Source organism: Mesorhizobium sp. f-mel (assembly GCF_053850215.1).
On record NZ_JBSPTO010000004.1, the window covers coordinates 45,584 to 62,776 of the forward strand.

20 protein-coding genes, 1 tRNA gene and 1 pseudogene are annotated in these 17,193 nt (G+C 61.9%); 20 read left to right on the forward strand and 2 right to left on the reverse strand.

What is annotated here, in order from left to right; all coding sequences use genetic code 11:
• Positions 1-7 precede the first annotated feature (7 nt).
• The 9 genes and pseudogenes from ACWUKX_RS07805 (at position 8) to ACWUKX_RS07845 (ending at position 8,064) form a co-directional block, all read left to right on the forward strand.
• Entirely contained in the window at positions 8-595 is a 588-nt protein-coding gene (locus tag ACWUKX_RS07805) for an invasion associated locus B family protein (protein WP_156768303.1), read from the forward strand.
• A 148-nt stretch (positions 596-743) separates the two neighbouring features.
• Positions 744-1,220: a transcriptional regulator NrdR gene (nrdR, locus tag ACWUKX_RS07810; protein ID WP_023798407.1), complete on the forward strand. Its 477-nt coding sequence runs from the start codon at positions 744-746 to the stop codon at positions 1,218-1,220.
• A gap of 2 nt (positions 1,221-1,222) precedes the next feature.
• Positions 1,223-2,353 (forward strand): bifunctional diaminohydroxyphosphoribosylaminopyrimidine deaminase/5-amino-6-(5-phosphoribosylamino)uracil reductase RibD, encoded by a 1,131-nt coding sequence (ribD, locus tag ACWUKX_RS07815; protein ID WP_456005510.1) that lies wholly within the window; start codon positions 1,223-1,225, stop codon positions 2,351-2,353.
• Positions 2,353-2,970 (forward strand): riboflavin synthase, encoded by a 618-nt coding sequence (locus ACWUKX_RS07820; protein WP_456005512.1) that lies wholly within the window; start codon positions 2,353-2,355, stop codon positions 2,968-2,970. Before ribD ends, ACWUKX_RS07820 begins: the two co-directional genes overlap by 1 nt.
• Before the next feature lie 26 nt (positions 2,971-2,996).
• Positions 2,997-3,134 (forward strand): annotated as a pseudogene (locus tag ACWUKX_RS07825) (CopG family transcriptional regulator); the annotation flags it as partial.
• A gap of 88 nt (positions 3,135-3,222) precedes the next feature.
• Complete coding sequence (gene ribH / locus ACWUKX_RS07830; protein WP_029353404.1) at positions 3,223-3,717, forward strand: 6,7-dimethyl-8-ribityllumazine synthase; 495 nt, start codon at positions 3,223-3,225, stop codon at positions 3,715-3,717.
• Complete coding sequence (nusB, locus tag ACWUKX_RS07835; protein WP_456005515.1) at positions 3,714-4,214, forward strand: transcription antitermination factor NusB; 501 nt, start codon at positions 3,714-3,716, stop codon at positions 4,212-4,214. The genes ribH and nusB overlap by 4 nt, the downstream gene beginning before the upstream one ends.
• Positions 4,211-5,431 (forward strand): MFS transporter, encoded by a 1,221-nt coding sequence (locus ACWUKX_RS07840; RefSeq protein WP_456005517.1) that lies wholly within the window; start codon positions 4,211-4,213, stop codon positions 5,429-5,431. Before nusB ends, ACWUKX_RS07840 begins: the two co-directional genes overlap by 4 nt.
• A 491-nt stretch (positions 5,432-5,922) precedes the next feature.
• Positions 5,923-8,064 (forward strand): sodium-translocating pyrophosphatase, encoded by a 2,142-nt coding sequence (locus tag ACWUKX_RS07845; protein WP_456005520.1) that lies wholly within the window; start codon positions 5,923-5,925, stop codon positions 8,062-8,064.
• 277 nt (positions 8,065-8,341) lie between these two features.
• On the opposite strand, the gene ACWUKX_RS07850 is transcribed toward ACWUKX_RS07845, so the two are convergent.
• Positions 8,342-8,887, reverse strand: a complete 546-nt coding sequence (locus ACWUKX_RS07850) for an outer membrane protein assembly factor BamE (protein ID WP_456005523.1) — start codon at positions 8,885-8,887, stop codon at positions 8,342-8,344.
• Between the two features lie 114 nt (positions 8,888-9,001).
• On the opposite strand from ACWUKX_RS07850, the gene ACWUKX_RS07855 reads away from it, so the two are divergent.
• The 7 genes from ACWUKX_RS07855 to ACWUKX_RS07885 all read left to right on the forward strand — a co-directional run bounded on the left by ACWUKX_RS07855 (position 9,002) and on the right by ACWUKX_RS07885 (position 14,125).
• The gene (locus ACWUKX_RS07855; RefSeq protein WP_456005525.1) at positions 9,002-9,544 is read left to right on the forward strand and encodes a ubiquinol-cytochrome C chaperone family protein; all 543 of its coding nucleotides are present in this window, start codon (positions 9,002-9,004) and stop codon (positions 9,542-9,544) included.
• 7 nt (positions 9,545-9,551) lie between these two features.
• Positions 9,552-10,130, forward strand: a complete 579-nt coding sequence (locus ACWUKX_RS07860; RefSeq protein WP_456005527.1) for a YceD family protein — start codon at positions 9,552-9,554, stop codon at positions 10,128-10,130.
• A gap of 130 nt (positions 10,131-10,260) precedes the next feature.
• Complete coding sequence (plsX, locus tag ACWUKX_RS07865; RefSeq protein WP_029353422.1) at positions 10,261-11,331, forward strand: phosphate acyltransferase PlsX; 1,071 nt, start codon at positions 10,261-10,263, stop codon at positions 11,329-11,331.
• 9 nt (positions 11,332-11,340) lie between these two features.
• Positions 11,341-12,312: a beta-ketoacyl-ACP synthase III gene (locus ACWUKX_RS07870; RefSeq protein ID WP_065008063.1), complete on the forward strand. Its 972-nt coding sequence runs from the start codon at positions 11,341-11,343 to the stop codon at positions 12,310-12,312.
• A gap of 106 nt (positions 12,313-12,418) precedes the next feature.
• Positions 12,419-12,742 carry an integration host factor subunit alpha gene (locus ACWUKX_RS07875; RefSeq protein WP_095485783.1) on the forward strand — a complete coding sequence of 108 codons (324 nt, stop codon included), beginning with the start codon at positions 12,419-12,421 and terminating at the stop codon, positions 12,740-12,742.
• 196 nt (positions 12,743-12,938) lie between these two features.
• Positions 12,939-13,481 carry a MerR family transcriptional regulator gene (locus ACWUKX_RS07880; RefSeq protein ID WP_065008065.1) on the forward strand — a complete coding sequence of 181 codons (543 nt, stop codon included), beginning with the start codon at positions 12,939-12,941 and terminating at the stop codon, positions 13,479-13,481.
• Positions 13,482-13,786: 305 nt separating this feature from the next.
• Entirely contained in the window at positions 13,787-14,125 is a 339-nt protein-coding gene (locus tag ACWUKX_RS07885; protein WP_456005530.1) for a hypothetical protein, read from the forward strand.
• Positions 14,126-14,167: 42 nt separating this feature from the next.
• On the opposite strand, the gene ACWUKX_RS07890 is transcribed toward ACWUKX_RS07885, so the two are convergent.
• Complete coding sequence (locus ACWUKX_RS07890; RefSeq protein WP_456005532.1) at positions 14,168-14,440, reverse strand: hypothetical protein; 273 nt, start codon at positions 14,438-14,440, stop codon at positions 14,168-14,170.
• Positions 14,441-14,845: 405 nt separating this feature from the next.
• Here ACWUKX_RS07890 and ACWUKX_RS07895 point away from each other — a divergent pair, with 405 nt between their 5' ends.
• From ACWUKX_RS07895 to ACWUKX_RS07910, 4 genes are all read left to right on the forward strand, one after another.
• A complete protein-coding gene (locus ACWUKX_RS07895) occupies positions 14,846-15,166 on the forward strand; it encodes a helix-turn-helix domain-containing protein (RefSeq protein WP_456005535.1) in 321 nt (106 codons plus the stop codon).
• Positions 15,167-15,343: 177 nt separating this feature from the next.
• Positions 15,344-15,420: transfer RNA gene (locus ACWUKX_RS07900), tRNA-Pro, on the forward strand.
• A 685-nt stretch (positions 15,421-16,105) separates the two neighbouring features.
• Entirely contained in the window at positions 16,106-16,555 is a 450-nt protein-coding gene (locus ACWUKX_RS07905; protein ID WP_456005537.1) for a hypothetical protein, read from the forward strand.
• A gap of 172 nt (positions 16,556-16,727) precedes the next feature.
• Positions 16,728-17,135 carry a hypothetical protein gene (locus tag ACWUKX_RS07910; protein WP_456005539.1) on the forward strand — a complete coding sequence of 136 codons (408 nt, stop codon included), beginning with the start codon at positions 16,728-16,730 and terminating at the stop codon, positions 17,133-17,135.
• Positions 17,136-17,193 lie beyond the last annotated feature (58 nt).

Genomic DNA, 17,193 nt, shown 5'->3' on the forward strand with positions numbered 1-17,193 from the left:
TTGAATGATGATGCAGATTTTCCGTGTCGCTGGCTTTGCCGCGCTTGGCGTGTTGGCGACACTGACCACCTTGCCGCTGTCCGCTTTGGCACAGTCTGCGCCCACCCCAGCCGCACCGAAGACCGAAACCTTCGGCAAGTGGTCCACCACTGTGGACGAGATCGATACCGGTGAGGATCTGCGCAGGACCTGTGTCGCCTCGACCGCCTTTCTCGACGCGAGCGGTGCCAGCGGCACCCTCACGCTCGCCATCTCGAATGGTGATGCACTGCCGCCCGATGGCTATCCAACCCTTGTCATCGCCATGAAGAACAAGGACTTGCCGACTGGCGAGAACATTCCGGCGGTGTTCGGCGACAGCAACGGCAAGGTCAAGGCGACCGTCGATGCCATGGCGGGTGCCGGCGGAAAATGGATGTTGAAAAACAAGCCCGAGATCAGCCTGGCGCTGCTGCGTGCCATGCGCCGCGCCAGCGCACTCGATGTGATCTTCGCCGACACACCGGTCGCGACGGTATCGATGGACGGCTTCACAAAGGCCTATCGCAGCCTCGGCGTGTCATGTGGATTCCCAACCGTCGACGTCGCGCCGTAATCGGCCGGTGTTGCCGTCTGGTATGATCTGGCAATTTGCTTCGCGCCTCGCTATCTCTGAGGCGCGAGAGACCATCCCGATACTTTGCCATCGCGGCAAAAACCTCTAAGCCTTTCGCTCCACGAGAATCGCGAATACAAGGCTGTCCATGCGCTGTCCCTACTGCCAGTCCGAAGATACGCAGGTGAAGGATTCGCGCCCCGCCGAAGACGGCGCGGCGATCCGCAGGCGGCGCGTCTGCCCCGATTGCGGCGGCCGCTTCACCACCTTCGAGCGTGTGCAGTTGCGCGACCTCGTGGTGGTGAAGAAGTCCGGACGCAAGGTGCCGTTCGACCGCGACAAGCTGCTGCGCTCGGTCGAGATCGCGGTGCGCAAGCGCAATGTCGATCCCGAGCGCATCGACCGCGCGGTGACCGGCATCGTGCGCCAGCTCGAAAGTTCGGGCGAGACCGAGGTCGCCTCGGGCGAGGTCGGCCGCCTGGTGATGGAGGCGCTGAAATCGCTCGACGACGTCGCCTATGTGCGCTTTGCCTCGGTCTATCGCAATTTCCGCGAGGCCAAGGATTTTCACGACGTGCTGGGTGAGCTCAAAGGTGACGAGCTCAAGGAAGAGGACGCCGGCTGAGCATGGCAGGGCCTGGGCGCAGCCAAGCCGAACAAGAGGGTCTTGATCGCCGCTTCATGGCGGCAGCACTCAGGCTGTCGCGCAAAAATGCCGGGCGGACCGCGACCAACCCTTCCGTCGGCACGCTGATCGTGCGTGACGACGGCACCGGACCGATGATCGTCGGCACCGGTGTCACCGCTGTCGGCGGCCGGCCGCATGCTGAGACCGAGGCGCTGGCCGAGGCCGGCGAGCTCGCACGCGGCGCCACCGCCTATGTCACACTGGAGCCCTGCGCCCACCATGGCCGCACGCCGCCTTGCGCCAATGCACTGCTCAATGCCGGCGTCACGCGGGTGGTTGGGGCTGTGAGCGACCCCGATCCACGCGTGTCCGGCAAGGGCTATGCGATCCTGCGTGCCGCCGGTGTCGAGGCTGTCGAAAGGGTGCTCGCGGCAGAAGCCGCCGAGCAGATGGCCGGCTATCTCATTCGATCTCTGAAAAAACGTCCGGAAGTGATCCTGAAACTTGCGCTTTCCAGCGACGGCAAGATCGGCATGGAAGGCGAGGGGCAAGTCTCGATCACCGGCGACATCGCCCGGCGCGAAGTCTATCTGATGCGGGCCGAAGCCGACGGCATATTGATCGGCATCGGTACGGCGCTGGAGGACGATCCGGCGCTGACGGTGCGGTTGCCGGGGCTGGAAAACCGTTCGCCGGCGCGCATCGTGCTCGACCGCCAGATCAGGCTGCCGGAAACATCGAAGCTGGTCGCCGGCGTCGACCGGGTTCCGCTCTATGTCGCCGCCTGCGCCGAAGCCGACCCATACCGGCGGGCCGCGCTCGAACGCGCCGGCGTGCGCTTCATCGGCACCGAGACGTATGAAGGCGATATAGCGTTGCCGGAACTGCTCGAGGATCTGGCGGCGCTTGGGATGGCGAGCGTGCTGGTCGAGGGCGGCGCCAAGGTGGCCAAGGCCTTCCTCGCCGAAGGGCTGGTCGACCGCATCGTGCTGTTCCAGGGGCAGGAGCCGATCGGCAGGAGCGGCATTGTATCGCCCATCGACGCGAACCATATCCCGGCAGGATTTCGCAAATTGCGCGACATGCGTTTCGGCGAAGACAGCTACGCGGAGTGGATAAGGGACATCTGATGTTTACCGGGATTGTCACCGATGTCGGCACCGTCGCTGCGGTGAAGCCGCTGAGAGAGGGCGTCGGCCTGCGCATTGACACCGCCTATGACCCGCAGACCATCGCCATCGGTGCTTCGATTTGTTGTGGCGGCGTCTGCCTAACGGTGACGGCCTTGCCGGAAAGCGGCGCCAATGCGCGCTGGTTCGAGGTCGAGGCCTGGGAAGAGGCGCTCAGGCTGACAACGGCCATGGGCTGGAAATCCGGCACGAGGATCAATCTGGAGCGGGCGCTGAAGATCGGCTACGAGCTTGGTGGCCACATCGTTTCAGGCCATGTCGACGGCACGGCCGAGATCATCGAACGCAAGGACGAGGGCGATGCTGTGCGCTTCACGCTGGAAGCGCCGCGCGACCTGGCCAAATTTATCGCGCCCAAGGGTTCGGTCGCGCTTGACGGTACCTCGCTCACCGTCAACAAGGTTGAGGGCACGCGCTTCGACGTGCTTCTGATCCATCACTCGCTGACGGTGACCACCTGGGGCGAACGCCAGGTCGGCGACCGGGTCAACCTTGAGATCGACACCATGGCCCGCTACGCGGCGCGTTTGGCCGAGGCCGCGAAAGTGGGGCTTTGATGATTGAGGGCAGAAGGACTTCCAGACAGGAAGAGCAACTGACGCGCGAAGCGTTAGCCGATGTTGACGCCGGTAATGTGATTGACCACCATGTCGTGCAGGCTTGGGCTTTGAGCCTTGATCCGAGGGATCCGCGTCAGACTCCGCGCCGGAAAATAAAATAGTTTCGGCAGACCTCCCGCATCTCCACCAATCTTCTGCTTGCGATCAAACCGGCTTCGGCCTAAGTCACCGGCGATCCCGGAGACATCTATGGCTGGCACATCCCAACACGGCAAAGCGTTCATTCGCCCGAAGAAGAAGGCCCACCTTCTTATCATCGAGGCACGCTTCCATGACGATCTTGCCGATGCGCTGCTCGAAGGCGCGACAAGCGCGCTCGAGGAAGCGGGCGCGACATACGATGTCGTCACCGTCCCGGGTTCGCTCGAGGTTCCCGCGGTGATTTCCTTCGCGCTTGACGGCGCGGCCGAAGGCGGGCCGAGCTATGACGGTTTTGTCGCCCTTGGTACCATCGTGCGCGGTGACACCTATCATTTCGACATCGTCGCCAATGAATCGAGCCGCGCCCTGATGGACTTGTCCGTGCAGGAAGCGGTCTGCATCGGCAACGGCATCCTGACCACCGAAAATGACGAACAGGCCTGGACGCGGGCCAAACGCTCGGAAGGCGACAAGGGCGGCTTTGCCGCGCGTGCGGCGCTGACTATGATTGCCCTCAAGCAACAATTGGGAGAGCGATCGTGAGCGGGCCCGCATCACCCGGCCAGGCCGCAGCACGCCTCGCCAACAAGCGCGGTGCTGCCCGTCTGGCCGCAGTGCAGGCGCTCTATCAGATGGATGTGGCCGGCAGCGGCGTCTTCGAAATCACCGCCGAATATGAGGCGTTCAGGCTCGGCAAGGAAGTCGACGGCGCGCTCTATCGCGAGGCGGACGCACAATGGTTTCGCGCCATCCTCGCCGGCGTCGTCGAGAACCAGAAAACCATCGATCCGGTCATCCGCCAGGCGCTGGCCGAAGACTGGCCGCTGTCCAGGCTCGATTCGACGCTGCGTGCCATATTGCGCGCCGGCGTCTACGAACTGATGAAGCGAGAGGACGTGCCGGTGGCTGTCATCGTTTCGGAATATGTCGACATCGCCAAGGCGTTTTACGAAGAAGACGAGCCGAAGCTGGTCAACGCGGTGCTCGATCGCGTGTCGCGCCGGGTGCGCGGCGAAGGGCGTGGCAAGGACGCTTCATGACGGCCGTCGCTATCGCCGAGGCTGGCAGGGAAGCGCGCCGCACGGCGCTCATCCTTGCCGCTTCGCAGGCGATTATCGGTTCGGCCGCACCCATCGCCATTTCCGTGGGCGGGTTGGCCGGACATTATCTGCTCGGCTCCGACAAGTCTCTGGCGACCGCACCGATCACCGGCTTCAACGTCGGCGTGGCGCTCGGCGCCTTGCCGGCCGCCGCCATCATCCGCCGGCTCGGCCAGCGCGACGGCTTCATGACCGGCACGATCGTCACTGCGCTCGGTGGTCTGATCGCCACGCTGGCGCTGTTTCAAGCCAGCTTTTGGCTCTTCGCCTTCGGCCTGCTGGTGATCGGCATCGGCGGTGCCTTCGTCCAGCAATTCCGCTTCGCCGCCGCCGACAACGCGCCATCTGAATTCAAGGCGCGCGCCATTTCCTTCGTGCTGGCCGGCGGCATCGTCACCGCCATCCTTGGGCCGCAGATCGTCATCTTCACCCGCGAATTGTTTGCGCCGGTGATGTTTGCCGGCTCGTTTGCGTCCATCCTGGTGCTGGCAGCTGTCGGCGCTGCCATCCTGTCGCTCCTGCGCATCCCGGCAAAGGCAGCCGGCAAAGCGGATATCACCGACAGCGACGCACGGCCGCTCTCCGAGATCGTCACCAGGCCGCGCTTCGTCGCGGCGCTGTTTTGTGCCGTCGGCAGTTATGCGCTGATGAGCTTCGTCATGACCGGCGCGCCGCTCGCCATGGTCGGCTGCGGCCTTTCGACGGACGACGCCACGCTCGGCATTTCCTGGCATGTCATGGCGATGTTCGCGCCGAGCTTCTTCACCGGCTCGCTGATCTATCGCTTCGGCGCCGAACGGATCGTCGCAACCGGACTTGTGTTGCTCGTCGGCTGCGCAGTGGTGGCGCTGTCGGGCTTGGCACTGTGGCAGTTCTGGACGGCGCTGATCCTGCTCGGCCTCGGCTGGAATTTCGGCTTTATCGGCGCCACTGCCATGGTCGCCGACAGCTACCGGCCATCCGAAAAGGGCAAGGTCCAGGGTTTTCACGACTTCGTCCTGTTCGGCTCCGTCGCTTTCGCATCGCTGATGTCGGGCGCCGTCTACAACGCCTGGGGCTGGGAGATGCTGAACTGGATCATCTTCCCGGTGACGGTGCTGTGCTTCGTGGCACTGGGTGTGTTGAAGATGACAAGCGCGCGGCCGACCAGCGCATGACCCCGAACCGAAGGTTCGCTTCGGCGAAATCGGAATCGATTTCGCTGGGGATCATGCGCAAAATCAAAAGTGCTACAGCGTCCTTTGCGCGTCCAAGCGGACGCGCGGCGCTGTAGTGACATGACGCTGTCGGGACGAGGCAGCCGCGAGCTCACACGCTTCCGAACAATTATTGCGCCCATGCCGCTACGCCGCGCGCCGCATGGGGCAGGAGACGGCGTAGCCGACCAATCAGCTCAGAAATCGCCTTGCTTATCTCGGCGGGAAACAGTGATTTCCATGACCCGACCGGGTTCTGAAGTGAAAGATAGCGGCTCTACCGAGAGGCTTTGGGCGAAAGCCGGGCAAAAACCGAACAATATCTTGACGTTCGCACCCCTGTTTCGCATAAGCCGGTGCGAAGGGAGCGGATTCCGCGCGCGGAATCCGCTCCCCGTCTCAACGGCCCAGGGAGGGGTTCTTTTGGGTCATCAATCGAGGAAAATCCGGCAATGACCATAATTTCAGCTGTCATCGCCTGCGGTCTGCTTTCAGTCCTTTACGCCATCTGGGCGACACGTTCGGTTCTCGCGGCCGATCAGGGCAATGCACGCATGCAGGAAATTTCCGCGGCCATCCGCGAAGGCGCGCAGGCCTATCTGGCGCGCCAGTACACCACCATCGCCATCGTCGGCGTCGTGGTCCTGCTGCTCGCCTGGTGGCTGCTTTCGATCACCGCCGCCATCGGCTTCCTGATCGGCGCCGTTCTGTCGGGCGCTGCCGGCTTCATCGGCATGCACGTCTCGGTGCGCGCCAATGTCCGCACCGCGCAGGCGGCTTCCAACAGCCTCGCTGCCGGCCTCGAGATCGCCTTCAAGTCGGGCGCCATCACCGGCATGCTGGTCGCTGGCCTGGCCCTGCTCGGCGTCTCGATCTACTACCTGATCCTCACCCAATTCATGGTCCTTCAGCCAAACGACCGTGTCGTCATCGACTCGCTGGTTTCGCTCGGCTTCGGCGCCTCGCTGATCTCGATCTTCGCCCGTCTCGGCGGCGGCATCTTCACCAAGGGCGCCGACGTCGGCGGCGATCTCGTCGGCAAGGTCGAAGCCGGCATTCCGGAAGACGATCCACGCAATCCGGCCACCATCGCCGACAATGTCGGCGACAATGTCGGCGACTGCGCCGGCATGGCCGCCGACCTGTTCGAGACCTATGCGGTGACCGTGGTCGCCACCATGGTCCTCGCCGCCATCTTCTTCGGCGGCACCGCCGTTCTCAGTGCCACGATGCTCTATCCGCTGGCCATCTGCGGCGCCTGCATCCTGACCTCCATCGTCGGCACTTTCTTCGTCAAGCTCGGCTCCAACGGCTCGATCATGGGCGCGCTCTATAAGGGCCTGATCGTCACCGGCCTGCTGTCGATCGTCGGCCTCGGCATCGCCACCTCGGCAACGCTGGGCTGGGGCGAGATCGGAACGGTCGCCGGCATGGCCATCACCGGCACGAACCTGTTCATCTGCGGCCTGATCGGTCTCGCGGTGACCGGCCTCATCGTGGTGATCACCGAATACTATACCGGCACCGGCAAGCGCCCGGTGAACTCCATCGCCCAGGCTTCGGTCACCGGTCACGGCACCAATGTCATCCAGGGTCTTGCGGTCTCGCTGGAATCGACGGCACTTCCGGCGATCGTCATCGTCGGCGGCATCATATCGACCTACCAGCTCGCCGGCCTCTACGGCACCGCGATCGCAGTCACCACGATGCTCGGCCTTGCCGGCATGATCGTTGCGCTCGACGCCTTCGGCCCGGTCACCGACAATGCCGGCGGCATTGCCGAAATGGCCGGCTTGCCCAAGGAAGTGCGCCAGTCCACCGATGCGCTCGACGCCGTCGGCAACACCACCAAGGCGGTGACAAAGGGTTACGCCATCGGTTCGGCCGGTCTCGGCGCGCTGGTGCTGTTTGCGGCCTACTCGAACGACCTGAAGTTCTTTGCCGCCAATAGCGACAAATATCCTTACTTCCAGGGTATGAGCGAAGTCTCTTTCGACCTCTCCAACCCTTACGTCGTCGCCGGCCTGATCTTCGGCGGTCTGATTCCGTATCTGTTCGGCGGCATCGCCATGACCGCCGTCGGCCGTGCGGCGGGCGCCATCGTCCAAGAGGTGCGCAAGCAGTTCCGCGAGGATCCGGGCATCATGGCCGGCACGTCGAAGCCGAACTATGCGCGTGCGGTCGATCTTCTGACCAAGGCGGCGATCCGGGAAATGATCATTCCGTCGCTGCTGCCGGTGCTGGCGCCGTTGGTCGTCTATTTCGGCGTGCTGCTGCTCTCGGGCTCAAAGGCGTCCGCCTTTGCAGCACTTGGTGCCTCGCTGCTCGGCGTCATCGTCAACGGCCTGTTCGTCGCCATCTCGATGACCTCTGGCGGCGGCGCCTGGGACAACGCGAAAAAATCGTTCGAGGACGGCTTCACCGACAAGGACGGCATCAAGCACCTCAAGGGTTCCGAGGCGCACAAGGCGTCGGTGACCGGCGACACGGTCGGCGATCCCTACAAGGACACCGCCGGTCCGGCTGTCAACCCGGCGATCAAGATCACCAACATCGTCGCCCTGCTGCTGTTGGCCGTGCTCGCGCACGGCTGAGGCCGCTCGGCCCTTCCGGGCCCGAAATCCAGAACCGAACCCGCGGGAGCTATCCCGCGGTTCTTCTATTTTGGACATACAGCATCAGGGCATTGATGCCGTGACGGCTCCAAAGCTCGCGTTCAGGTCGTCTGCGGCCCGCAGCCTGCGATGATGGCTTGCTGTCTCAAAAACCAAAACCCGCAGGATCGCTCCCGCGGGTTTTCGGTCGCCTGAGATGTTGCTGCTTCCAGGGAAGCAAGAGGAAAGGATGAAAAGCCGATTCTGTCGGGATGGATCAGGTGCCGCCGAGCGAGCTGCCGCCGCCGCCGGGGAGGCCGGGCGCCAGCTTGCTGGCGCCGTTGATGATCTGACTGAGGAAGTTCTGGTCCTTGCCGCCGGTCGGCGTGGTCCTTGAGATGAAGTCGAACACCTTGCCGTCCTTCAGGCCGTAATTGGCGATCCGGGTAACGCGCCCGTCCTCGCCGAAATAGACCGCCAGCACCTTCTGGTCGACCAGCCTCGGCTTGTCGAAGGCGACGTAACGCTTGCGCGTCTGTGAGATGTAGTAGAAGGCCTCGTTGTCGAAAGTCGCCTTCGTCGACGGGGTGCCGAGCGCCAGAAGCACCTGTTCGCGGCTCGAGCCGACCGGCACCAGATCAATCGCCTGCTGGTCGATGACGTAGCCCTGCGTCAGCGTCTCGCTCGGATTGAGATCACCGATCATCTTCGACGAGTTGCAGGCGGAAAGCACCGAAGCAACCACCAGCAGCGAGACCGCGCCGGCGGATCTAGGCAAAGCTGACCTGGGCAGAAAACTCGACTTGAATTTCAGCGCGCGCAACTACAACTCCATTAGCTGGCCGCAACTTGCGCTGGGCCGCAAAACCGGTAAACCAGCTTGCTCGCCGATGCAACAAGGCCAATTCAACAAACGGTCCCCGGGAGACCACCCTCAATGTTCCAGCGCCTTTTTGGTCGCGAACGTCACGCCAACCGCGCTATCACCGAGGCGCTTTACGCACAAATCGTGGCAGCGGCGCGGCAAACTGTGTTTTATTCCGACTGGAATGTACCGGACACGCCGCTCGGCCGCTTCGAGATGCTGTCGCTGCACATGTTCCTGTTCCAGCACCGGCTGCGCGGCGAGGGCGGTGTTGCCGGGGAGGTCGCACAGGTGCTGATCGACGAATTCTTCATGGATGTCGAGCATTCACTGCGGGAACTGGGCATCGGCGACGTCGGTGTGCCGAAGCGCATGAAGAAACTGGCGAAGATGTTTTATGGCCGGACTGCCGTCTATGACGATGCGCTGGAACGAAACGACCATGATGCACTCGTCGCTGCCCTTGCCCGCAATGTCCGGCCCGATACCGGCGCTTGGCCGCAAGCAACGCATCTGGCCGGCTACGTCGCCGATGTCTCCAAGCGACTCGCGGAACAGGCGACCGAATCGATTGTTTCCGGCACGGTGGCATTCCCCGTCGCCAAGACTATCTAAGGATAAGATGAAACACGCCGATTCCCAGAGCCCCGATCACCAGAGCCCCGATCACCAGAGCCCCGTGTCCTTCGTGGCCAATGTCGCCCGGCTGCCGCAAAAGGGACTGCCGGTGGTGATCGAGGCCGACGCCGCGCAGCGCGCCGCGCTAGCGGGCGAGCACGAGTTGCTCTCGGTCGAGAACTACCGCGCCGAACTGCTGGTGGCGCCATGGAAGCGCAACGGCGTCAAGGTCAGCGGCCGCGTCGAGGCCGATATCACCCAAGCCTGCGTCGTCTCCCTCGACCCGGTCGAGGCGCATATCGACGAGGCGGTCGACGCACTGTTTCTGCCGGAGCAGTCCAAGCTCGGGCGGCAGGGTTTCGAGGGCGGCGGCGAGATAATGCTCGATGCCGAAGGGCCGGACAGTCCTGAAACGTTTTCCGGCAATTCGATTGACGTCGGGGCGCTCGCCGAACAGTTCTTTGGGTTGGCGATCGATCCCTATCCACGCAAGCAAGGCGTTTCGATGGTGGCTGCCGACGATGCCGGGGCTGCGGAAAGCGAATTCCAGCAACAGCTGCGGTCCCTCCTCGGAAAATCCTGAAAACCCGACCCAATCGGAGAAAGCCGGTTGTGCGGCAGCCCAAAAACGCTATTTTCGCCGAACCTTCGCGAGCCCCAAACCGTTGCCAGCGCCAGGCGCTCGCTCAAGCAAACTGTGAGATGAACACCGCGTGATCAGGATTTCCATCGATGCCATGGGCGGCGATCACGGACCAAGCGTGGTCATCCCGGCGCTCATGACGGTCGCGACCCGGCGTCCCGACATCCGCTTCGTCATCTATGGTCGCGAGGAGGCGGTGCGCCCCGAACTCGCAAAACTCCCCAAGCTGGCGGAAGTGAGCGAGTTCATCCACTGCGACATAGCAGTCAGGATGGACGACAAGCCGAGCCAGGCGCTGCGCCATGGCCGCTGGAAGTCGTCGATGTGGAAAGCGGTCGAGGCGGTCAAGGCAGGCACTGCCGACGCCTGCATCTCGGCCGGCAACACCGGCGCGCTGATGGCGATGTCGAGATTCTGCCTTCGCACCATGGCGACCATCGACCGTCCGGCGATCGCGGCGCTCTGGCCGACATTGCGCGGCGAAAGCGTGGTGCTGGACGTCGGCGCCACCATCGGCGCGGATGCGCATCAACTGGTTGATTTCGCCATTTTGGGCACCGGCATGGCGCGCTCGGTGTTCGGCATCGAACGGCCGAGCATCGGTCTGCTCAACGTTGGCGTCGAGGAGATCAAGGGCCAGGAAGAGGTCAAGGAAGCGGGCCGCATGTTGCGCGAGGCCAACATGGCCTCGATGAACTACCATGGTTTCGTCGAGGGCGACGACATCGGCAAGGGCACGGTCGACGTGGTCGTTACCGAAGGATTTGCCGGCAACATCGCGCTGAAGACGGCGGAAGGCACGGTAAGACAGATCGCCGGTTACCTGCGCGCCGCGATGGACCGGACGCTGATGGCCAGGATCGGCTATATATTTGCCAAGGGCGCCTTCGATCGCCTGCGCGAAAAGATGGATGTCGGCCGCTCCAATGGCGGTGTTTTCCTGGGTCTGAACGGCATCGTGGTGAAAAGCCATGGCGGGGCTGATTCGGACGGCTTCGCGGCGGCGATCGAGCTTGGCTACGACATGGTGCGCAACAATCTGCTCGATCGCATCGAAGCCGATCTCGACCTGTTCCATGCGCGCAATCCGCATGCCCAGACATCCAGGAAATCCGACGTCGTTGCCGACGCAGAGGAATAGGAAAGAGCCTTGATCAGATCAGTCGTGCGCGGCACAGGCGCCGCGCTGCCCCGCCGCATCATGAAGAATGCCGATTTCGAAGGCATGGTCGAGACCTCCGACGAATGGATCGCCCAGCGCACCGGCATCCGCCAACGCCATATCGCGGCCGACGACGAGACCACGGCTTCGCTCGGCGAGGCGGCGGCGCGCGCAGCCCTCGACAATGCCGGCCTGACGCCTGCCGATATCGACCTGATCGTGCTGGCGACGTCGACGCCCAACAACACCTTTCCGGCGACCGCCGTCGACATCCAGAACCGGCTCGGCATGCATCACGGCTTCGCCTTCGATCTGCAGGCAGTGTGCTCGGGCTTCGTCTATGCGGTTACGACAGCCGACCTCTATATCCGCGGCGGTCTGGCCAAACGCGTGCTGGTGATCGGCTCGGAAACCTTCTCGCGCATCCTCGACTGGAGCGACCGCTCGACCTGCGTCCTGTTTGGCGACGGCGCCGGGGCGATGGTGCTGGAAGCAGGAGAGGGGGCGGGCAGCATTGCCGACCACGGCGTGCTGGCGGCCAGCCTGCGCTCCGACGGGGCCCACAAGGACAAGCTGTTCGTCGATGGTGGACCGTCGACCACCGGAACGGTGGGGCATCTCAGGATGGAAGGCCGCGAAGTGTTCAAGCACGCGGTCGGCATGATCACCGACGTCATCGAGGCGACGTTCTCAGCTGCGGGCATCACCGCTGAGGATCTCGACTGGTTCGTGCCGCATCAGGCCAATAAACGGATTATCGACGCTTCAGCCAAAAAGCTCGGGATAGCAGAGCAAAAGGTGGTGGTTACGGTCGATTTGCACGGCAACACCTCGGCGGCTTCCGTGCCGCTGGCTCTTTCGGTGGCGGTCGCCGACGGCCGTATCAAGAAGGGTGATCTGGTGCTGATCGAGGCGATGGGCGGGGGCTTCACCTGGGGCGCGGTTTTGGTTCGCTGGTAAGTGCCGAACTGACAGGTTCGGTCCTTGACCTTGCCGGATCAATTACTTAGGCTCTATCTTTGCTTATATAGAGTTATGTTTTTGAGCGCTGATGGGGACGGTTCGCATGGGGGGAAAGACACTTACGCGCGCCGATCTTGCTGAAGCCGTTTATCGCAAGGTTGGCTTGTCGCGCACTGAATCGGCCGAGCTCGTCGAAGCGGTTCTGGACGAGATTTGCGAAGCTATCGTTCGCGGTGAGACGGTGAAATTGTCGTCGTTCGCGACGTTCCATGTCCGTTCCAAGAACGAGCGCATCGGGCGCAATCCGAAAACCGGCGAGGAAGTGCCGATCCTGCCGCGCCGCGTCATGACCTTCAAATCGTCGAATGTGCTGAAGAACCGCATTCTGCGCGCCCACCAGAACAGCAAAGCCAAGGGCAGCAAATAGCGCCTGCGCTTCAAAAGCCCGGTTGAAAACGGTTGCCCCCTTTGACGCCGGGCTTGAATATTGTTTTATAAACCGCTGAAATAAGGCCCGATTCGGAAGAACAAGCCGGATCGGAATGACTCTTTGTTGAGCGTGATCTTGGCCGAAAACCGATTCCCACTTTTCGGGATCATGCTCCAGCGTGAGGATTTCGCCCATGGACAAGAGCCCCGATGCTTTCCGCACCATCAGTGAGGTCGCAGAAGATCTCGACCTGCCGCAGCATGTGCTGCGTTTCTGGGAAACGCGTTTCAACCAGATCAAACCGATGAAGCGCGGCGGCGGCCGCCGCTACTATCGGCCGCAGGATGTCGAACTGATCAAGGGCATCCGCCACATGCTCTACGACCAGGGCTATACGATCAAGGGCGTGCAGAAGCTGCTGCGCGAGAACGGCAACCATTTCCTGGTCGCCATCGGCAGTGGCGACATGGCGGCCGTCGAGGCGATCTCACAACGCCGGCAGGCCGATGCGGTGCCGCTGACGCCCGCGGCCCAGCCGCGCGGCGCCGATGACGAGATGCTGGTCGGCGAGCCCAAGGTGAAACCCAGCCGGCGCTTTTTCGGCCTGGGCAAGACCGACGACGAAGGCCCGGTGCAGCCAGGCACGTCGAAACTCTCGCGCGACAACCGCGCCTTGCTGCAGGAAGCGCTGTTCGACCTGCTGGAATGCAAGCGCCTGCTCGATCAGGTGCGCTAGCGCATGATCCCAAAAATCGGAATCGATTTTCGGAAAGGATCGTACGCAAAATTAAAGTGCTACAGCGTCCTTTGCGCGTCCAATAGGACGCGCGGCGCTGTAGTCCATGTCGCCCAAAGGCATACCCTCAGGCCTGACATGAGGGCGCGCAGCGGTCTGGGATAACGACATGGATAAAAGAACTTAAAGCGGGTCGCATGAACCCCTTCAGACGCGACGCGCTTTAAGGGCCGACCGATTGCCGTCAGAAACCGGAACTGCTTCCGAAATCATGCGTTCCTTTTCGCAAAGGAAGGAAGCATGTCATGGTATCATTTTCGACCCTCTCCGACATTGACCTTGAAAAGCAGGTCGCAGCCCTCTCCAGGGAACTGGCGGCGCTGAGAAAAGCCGTGTCCAGGCGCGGCAGCGCCTATTACGAGGACGGGCGTGACACCGCCTCGGACTACTATTCGGATCTTGCCGAGCGCTTCAGTGAGGCTCTGCCTGTGATCAGGAGGCATAGCAGGGTGATAGAAAAGACAGCCCGCGATCACCCGGCGACAGCGGCTGCTGTCGGGCTGGTTGTGGTCGGGCTCGTCGCAAGCCTGTTCCTCAGCCGCCAGCAGAAAACGTCGCGAACGAGATCGAGATCGGCACGTTGAGACAAGAAAATGGCGGCGCCATTTTCGTTGATAACAAGTTGATCAACGCGCGAGCTCGAGCTTGTTCTTCGGGCTGACCTGCGCGGTCTGACTGCATTTACCGTAGACGGTGCCGTTGGAGTCGGTGGCATCCATGTATGTGCCCTTGCAGTCGAGCTGCAGCACCAGGCAGTGACCCGCGCCCTTACAAACCGCGCCGCCGCTCGGATGCGTGCCGTTGGCGAAGGCCGAGCTCGGAACGGAAATGGAGCCGAAGGCCGAGACAACAATGGCGGCGGCGAGCGAAAGGCGCTTGAAGTTCGAAATATCAGTCATTTGAGCATTTCCTTCTCTGCATCGAGGATCGCCGTCAGGGCGTCCTTCCCGGTTGGGGATCGTCTTATGGCGTCCCATACCGTCTTGGTGCGGCCCGGAGAGGAAAGGTTCACGCATCGGTCAAAAAATTCGCAGCCCTGATGCGTTCGGCGTTGCATCAGGCTTCCGCCGTCCTTTCAAAACGGCTGCCGAGCCAGCGACAGCCGGTTAAACAAGGGAAGTCGAACAATTTCGGCGATCGGCCAATCAAAGAACTCGATCGGAATGGCGGTCCCGTGCGGGTGCCGCCGAGGCCTGTGCCGGGGCTGCGCCGATCGGCATCACGATGCCGTGACGGCACCTTTGGCGCTTGGCAAATCACTACCGAGAGGGCATTCTCTGCGCCGTCTCAGGCAACATCTTGATTTGATCAAACTCTTTGAATCCACGGAGTTGCCAATGCCCCAAATAGCAACAAGCGAAGCTTTTTCCGAACTGTCGGCGACCGAAGCTGCGCCCGACCACAGCGCCCTCAAGGCCATCAGAGAGACCAGGGGATACAGCATGGAAGAGCTGTCTCTGACGTGCGGCCTGGCGGTCGATGAAATCGCGGACATCGAGAACGGCAAGAATGCCGATCCGTCGAAGCTTCGGCGAATAGCCTCCGCGCTTCGGCTTCCGGAAAACGCGCTGATCAATACAGCCGTGCTGACGCAATCCGTGGAAAATCGACGACCCGTCTCATAGCAGCGACGCCAGAGGATCAAGCCAGACAAACGAGTGTGATTCTGGATTTGAAGTTCCTGAATGCTGACGACGCCCCAACAGAGCAGGAACTTCAAATCCACCATGCCGGGCATCGGCACGACGGCCGCCGAATTCGGTTGACCCGAACCGGGTTATCACGATACATCGCGACCGGTCCGGAGTGTAGCGCAGCCCGGTAGCGCACTTGACTGGGGGTCAAGGGGTCGTCGGTTCGAATCCGGCCACTCCGACCATTAAATCATTGAAATCCCTAGCATCCTTTGAAGGCGCCGCGTGGCGCCTTTTCACTATTTCGGAACGAAAGGCATTCAAAATCGCCCGTTTCGGAACGCAGAGTCCCGAAAAAGTCCCGAAGTAACTCGGCCAATGTTCTGCATCCGTGCCGGTTCGCGACTCTCTAACCCAGCACAACACACTGCGAAAAACAGGAGCACTATTGCGAATCCTATCAATCCGACCCGAGCCGCCAGGCGGTTTCGGGAATGTCGTTGCTCACTTCGATATCGAGCTCACAGATAGCTGCCGGCTATATAACCTAAAGCTCGTGCAGCGCCCGGATGGGCGCCGCGGTGTCTACGCGCCGCAATCGGGCGCACGACGCGTGGCAACCTTTGCCTCGCCGCTTGCATCAGAAATCACGCGGGCCGCTGGCGCAGCCTTGCTGGAGCCAGAGTTCATTGACCGTAGCCGCGCCTAATACCGATCCTCGCCCGCAAGAATGGGAAGAGTTTGCTGGGTTCTGCGACATGCTGTCCGGCGATCCTGTGTTGGTACCGTTCAAGGACGGCAAACCCGATTGGGAGGCCACCAATAGGAATACCGTGGAAAAGGTGCCCCATTGGAGTGACGTCGAGCACGGCGATTTTCCGCGCCTTGCGGCGCTAACCGACTCTTTCAGCCGCTTCATAGGGAAGGGCGATGACGTTTCCGTCATTACGCTGTGTTTCCGTCATTACGCTGTGGAGCTATGGCACACCAACCGTGGTGCAGGTCGCGGGTGAGTCGTGTGAGCGGGCCGTCGATATCATCACGGACGCCATTATCGATGATCTGCCGCTTGAGGACATCTGTAATATGCCGGCCAGCCAGTCGACTGCTTATGTCGGGCAAGATGCGATGGCGGCAAAGCTTGGTCCCTTATCTGCGAAATTCGAGGCTGGCCACTATCACCAAGCCTCCAACGACAACAACAAACCAACGCCTTTTGTGGACGCGCAGACGCTACTCAGCATGGAGTTTGCGCCGATCAAGTACGTCAGGGTCTGTCCTTGGCAATGTGGACGAGGTCAAGCGGTCGGACGAGCGGCGGAAGATCATGGACGTCATGGCAACTGCAACGAACGCCATGACACCCGCCGAGATCGGTGAGGCTGCGGACATGAAGCTAACCAACGTGAATTACCTGCTGCGCAAAATGGTGGCGGCAGGTGAGGCAGAGAAAACTGGATACGGGCACTACGTATCTGCCCCTCAGACTCCTAAGAGTCCTCAGTCTTGATGCATACACACTATCCTTCTCAGTAACACAGAAGGAGTTCCAATGGCATCAACCATGCCTAGCGACACCGACCGACCATTCCGCGGCAAGCGCCTAAGCTGGCGCGAGTTCTATTCCATAAGGCCAGACTTGCGGCCGGCCAATGACAACACCTGCGGCATCAGCCCGCCACAATCCCGTGTGAACCTCAAGCGTACCGATGTGGGCTTGGGGGAGAATATGGCCAAGAGATCAAAGCGGAGCCGTTCGAAGCGTCAAATCAAGGTCGCCACCCTAGGGAAAGTGAAAACGGTAATCCGGTCGCGCCCGCGATCAGCCTTCCTCAATCCCGCGCTGGCCGAGTACCGTGAAGGCGCGAAATCTGAGCCGCCTACTGGCCCGATCGTTCGAAACTCCGGTCAAGTCGATCACAATGAATCTGACTGGTTTCGCGATACCAGCGGCGAGTGAACGGGCCGCCCCTGGGGGGCCTTCAACTCTCTGGCGCAACGGCTTTTTGAGGACCGCT